A 5104-nucleotide genomic window follows, 5' to 3' on the forward strand; every position below is an offset into this window, starting at 1 on the left:
ACCGCCCCGCCAACGGGGCCAACGTAGCGAGGCCCCCAAAAAACCGCAGCGCCCGCGGCCCGGGCCGGCGGGCATTCCGTCGGGGTATCCGCCGGTGCGGATCAGGTGGTTTGGCTCAAGTCGCTGCTAGACGCGAGCGCCCGAGTGGATCTGTGCGAAGAACTCGCCAAGCTCCGTGGTCGCGCCAAGCGGGAGCACGTTGGCCACGTACTGGTCGGGGCGGACCACCACGATCACGCCGTCGCGGGAGAGGCCGCGCACATCAAAGATGTCATTGCCCGGAACCGTGCCGTAGACCTTCTCGTACTCGGTGAGCTTGAACGGTCCGACCTCCGGCTTGAAGACCTTCGGCACCGCGTTGATGTCGATGTCTTCATGCGGCTGCTGGTAGATGACCTTCACATCGAACCATGCGTCGATGTCGAGCCCCGCCGGGGTTGCCGCCAGCGGCGACTCGGGCGCGGTGGACAGCCACTGGGCCAGCTCGGCCACCGGGGAGTCGGCCCCTGGGAGTGAAGGATCGGCGAAGACGTAGATGCGCCAGCGGCCATCGGCGGTTGCGTGGTGGCCCAGCTGCATCGGGTTGGTGTCGCAGACGCGCGAGGCCATGGCCGACTTGAAGCGCTTGCCCACCGGGAAGCCGGTGGCCAGCTCCTGGTGCGCCGGGGTCCCGGTGAGCATGGAGGGCGCGTATTCGGTCATGAACCCGGCAGGGAACTCGGCGGTGCGCACGTAGAAGTCCTCGAGGTCCGAGGGGTTTTCGAACTCCTCGGGCTTCTTGGCCATCAGCGTCGACCATTCCTTGTCGAAGTCGATGAGGTTCTTCGCGACCACCTGGCGCTCGGCCGAGTAGGTGGCCAGCAGCGACTCGGGGCTGCGGCCCTCGAGCACGTGGGCGAGCTTCCAGCCGATGTTGAAGCCGTCCTGCATGGACACGTTCATGCCCTGGCCGGCCTTGGCGCTGTGCGTATGGCAGGCATCCCCGGTGATGAAGACACGCGGGTTGCGGGTGCCGAGCTCCTCGGGCAGCACGTCGTCGAAGCGGTCGGTGAGGCGGTGGCCGACCTCGTAGACGCTGCTCCAGGCGACGTTGCGCACCTCGAGGGTGTAGGGGTGGATGATCGCGTTGGCCTGCTCGATGATGTGCTCGATGCTGGTCTTGCGCACCGCGCCGTTGTCGCCCTCGGGGACCACGCCCAAATCGACGTACATGCGGAAGAGGTGTCCGCCCTCGCGCGGGATCAGGAGGATGGAGCCGCCGTCGTGGGACTGGATGGCGCACTTGAGGCGTATGTCCGGGAAATCGGTGGAGGCCAGCACGTCCATGACGCCCCAGGCGTGGTTGGCCTGGTCTCCGGCCATGGTGCAGCCGATGGACGCGCGGACCTTGGAGCGCGCGCCGTCGGCGCCGACCACGTACTTGGCGTTGACGATGCGAGTGGTGCCCTCGCCCTCACCGGCGCTGCGCACCAGGGTGACCTTGACGGGGTAGTCGCCGCTTTCTTCAACCTCGAGGGTCTGGAAGTCCCAGCCGAAGTCGGGGGTCAGGCGGGTGGGGGAGTTGGCTGCGACCTCGGCGAAGTAGTCGAGCACGCGCGCCTGGTTCACGATCAGGTGCGGGAACTCGCTGATGCCCACGGTGTCATCCAGTGCGCGGCCGCCGCGGATGATGTTCTGCGGGTTCTCGGTGTCGGGGCGCCAGAAGGCCATCTCGGTGATCTTGTAGGCCTCTGCGATGATGGCCTCGGCGAAGCCGAAGGCCTGGAAAGTCTCGACGCTGCGGGCCTGGATGCCGTCCGCCTGGCCGATCTCCAGGCGTCCGCCGCGGCGTTCCACGATGCGGGTGGTGATGTCGGGGAACTGGGACAGCTGCGCGGCGGTGAGCATGCCGGCGGGGCCGGAGCCGACGATCAGCACGTCGACATTCTCGGGCAGCTCCTCCGGACGGTCGATGCCGACGCCGGCTGCTGGCTTGATACGCGGGTCACCGGATACGTAACCGTGGTGGTGGAACTGCACGGGCTTTCCTCACTTCGTCGTGTTCTGTCTGCGGCCGCCGCTTCGTGTTCTATATTTGAACACTAGATTCTATAGTTGAACTTCGGCCTGTGATGTAGAACTCTACGGCAAAAGCGAGGTGGCTCACAAGTGTGTCGCCGTAGGCATGGTGGTGTGAGCGCTGACGAGCTGAACGGTGTTGCGGGGCTGCATGCGAGATGGGCATGTGTCGCATGCAGTATGAAGAGTTATAAGGGGATATAAGCATTTTCCTTACATCCCCTTATAACCTGTCGTAATCACGGGATGGAACCCGAGCTGGACCCTTATAACCCTGGATCGAGTGTGCCACCACTCTTCCTGGCAGGCAGACAATTCGAAATTGAGGCTGTTGCTAATATGCTGCGGAGCAGCGTAATCCAGCCCGATGAGGTCACCACCCGGTGGTGAAATTCCGCGGCTCAGTCCAGTGGGAGGAATTCAATGAACCAGAACGCGGCGATACACAGCAGGACCAGGACCGGGATGATGCAGCCCATGAGGAGCCTGGACGGCGAATCCACCTGGAACGACTGGTGCGGATTCGCAGGGTTGTAGGCCACCTCCAGCGCCGTACCCGGAACTGGAGCGTTCACGTAGGAAACTTCGGATTCACCGGTATGTGCGGTGCCGTCCGGGCCCACAAATTCATAGGTAGGCCAATGGCGAATGTTCCGTGAGGAATTCCCCACCCCGCTGGTCCAGCCCTGCCTGCTGCCGGTGACTCGCCCCTGAACCTTGGGCCAGCTGGCGATCAACCGCTCCTGGGCCCGGGTCTTCGTGACGGAGTGGATCATGGCCCACAACGCAGCGACCATAAACAGTGCCCAGATGATATATAGAACAAGCTTCACTCAGGTCTCCTTGGGGAAGTTCACGGAAATCGCCTGTCGTCCAACCATTGGCACCTGTTGATTAAACTACTGCGGGGCGCCGGGAAAAACCCGACGCCCCGCAGTAGATAGACGTGCTTAGCCGAAGTACTTCGGCAGCGTGGCCTCGTGGGCCTCGCGCAGCTCGCCCAGGTCCAGGTCGAACTGGCCCTGGACCTCCAGCGAGGTGCTCGCGGCGTCAACGACACCGAGGCGAACCACCGGGAAGCGGCGGGCCGTGGCCATGTCGTTGAAGCGAACCTCTTCCGAGCGCGGAACCGCAACAACGGCGCGCGCCTGGGACTCGGAGAATAGCGCGGTGAACGCATCCACGTCGTCGCGTTCGCACAGGTCATCCAGTGCCACGCGGGCGCCGACGCCATAGCGCAGCGCCATCTCGCCCAAGGCGGCGCCAAGGCCGCCCTCGGAGAGGTCGTGGGCCGAATCGATCATGCCATCGCGCGAAGCGTTGATCAGGATCGCACCCAGGGTCTTCTCCGCTGCAAGGTCGACCTTCGGCGGCAGGCCGCCGAGGTGACCACGGATGTTCGCGAACTCCGAGCCGTCCAGCTCGTCGAACGTGGTGCCCAGCAGGTACAGGGCCTGGCCGTCGGCATCCGCGCGCCAACCCGAGGGGGTGCGGCGCTCGACGTCGTCGAACTTGCCCAGCATTGCCACGACCGGGGTCGGGTGGATCGGGGTGGACCCGGTCTGGTTGTACAGCGAGACGTTGCCGCCGGTGACCGGGACACCAAGCACCAGGCAGGCATCCGAGAGACCGCGAATGGCCTCTGCCAGCTGCCACATGACATCCGAGTCCTCGGGGGAACCGAAGTTCAGGCAGTCGGAGACGGCCATCGGCACGGCGCCGGAGGTGGCGACGTTGCGGTAGGCCTCTGCCAGGGCCAGCTGCGCGCCGTGGTACGGATCCAGGAAGGTGTAGCGGCCGTTGGCGTCGGTGGCCAGGGCCACGCCCATGCCGGTTTCCTCGTCAACGCGGATCACGCCGGCATCATCCGGGGCTGCGAGCGCGGTGTTGCCGCCAACGTAGCGGTCGTACTGGTTGGTGATCCAGGACTTGTCGCACATGTTCGGGGACGCCATGAGCTCCACGAGCGCGGCCTTCAGCTCATCGCCGGTGGAGGGCAGGTTCGCCCCGGCCTCCGAGGACTTGAAGGTGTCGGCCTGCAGCGCATCCTGCCACTCGGGGCGGGCATACGGGCGGTCGTAGAGCGGGCCGTCGTGGGCCACGGTGCGCGGGTCGACGTCGACGATGACTTCGCCGTCCCACTTGATGATCAAGCGGCCGGTGTCGGTGACCTCGCCGAGCCAGGAGTACTCCACGGCCCACTTGTCCATGGTCGCCTCGAAGGCTTCGATGTTCTCCGGGGAGACAACGGCCATCATGCGTTCCTGCGACTCGGACATCAGGATTTCGCCCGGGGTCAGGGTCGGATCGCGCAGCAGCACGGAGGTCAGTTCGACCTCCATGCCGCCGTCGCCGTTGGAGGCCAGTTCCGAGGTGGCGCAGGAGATGCCCGCGGCGCCAAGGTCCTGGATGCCCTCAACGAGGGAACCCTTGAAGAGCTCCAGGCAGCACTCGATGAGTACCTTCTCGGCGAACGGGTCGCCAACCTGGACCGCGGGGCGCTTGGAGGGCTTGGTGTCGTCGAAGGACTCCGAGGAGAGGATCGAGGCGCCACCGATGCCGTCGCCGCCGGTGCGTGCGCCGAAGAGCACGACCTTGTTGCCCTTGCCCGACGCGTTGGCCAGGCGGATGTCCTCGTGGCGCATGACGCCAACTGCCAGCGCGTTCACCAGCGGGTTGCCCTGGTAGACGGAGTCAAAGACCATTTCGCCGCCGATGTTCGGCAGGCCCAGCGAGTTGCCGTAGCCGCCGATGCCGGCAACGGCGCCGTGGATCACGCGTGCGGTGTCAGGGTGGTCGATCGCGCCGAAGCGCAACGGGTCCATCACGGCAACAGGGCGTGCGCCCATGGAAATGATGTCACGAACAATGCCGCCGATGCCGGTAGCGGCACCCTGGTACGGCTCAACGAACGACGGCGAGTTGTGGGACTCGATCTTGAACGTCACGGCCCAGCCGTCGCCCAGGTTGGTGACGCCGGCGTTCTCGCCGATGCCCACCAGCATGTCCTTCTTCATTTCCTCGGTGACCTTCTCGCCGAACTGGC

3 protein-coding genes are annotated in these 5104 nt (G+C 65.3%); all 3 read right to left on the minus strand.

Annotated elements, in window-relative coordinates:
* Positions 1-126: 126 nt before the first annotated feature.
* The gene (locus tag ACLQ7E_RS21835; protein WP_411734686.1) at positions 127-2019 is read right to left on the minus strand and encodes an FAD-binding monooxygenase; all 1893 of its coding nucleotides are present in this window, start codon (positions 2017-2019) and stop codon (positions 127-129) included.
* Between the two features lie 440 nt (positions 2020-2459).
* The gene (locus tag ACLQ7E_RS21840; RefSeq protein WP_411734687.1) at positions 2460-2891 is read right to left on the minus strand and encodes a DUF3592 domain-containing protein; all 432 of its coding nucleotides are present in this window, start codon (positions 2889-2891) and stop codon (positions 2460-2462) included.
* Between the two features lie 117 nt (positions 2892-3008).
* A partial coding sequence (gene purL, locus ACLQ7E_RS21845; protein ID WP_411734688.1) for a phosphoribosylformylglycinamidine synthase subunit PurL occupies positions 3009-5104 on the minus strand: 2096 nt, incomplete at its 5' end.

The sequence above is a fragment of the Paeniglutamicibacter sp. genome (assembly GCF_046714615.1).
GTDB lineage: Bacteria > Actinomycetota > Actinomycetes > Actinomycetales > Micrococcaceae > Paeniglutamicibacter.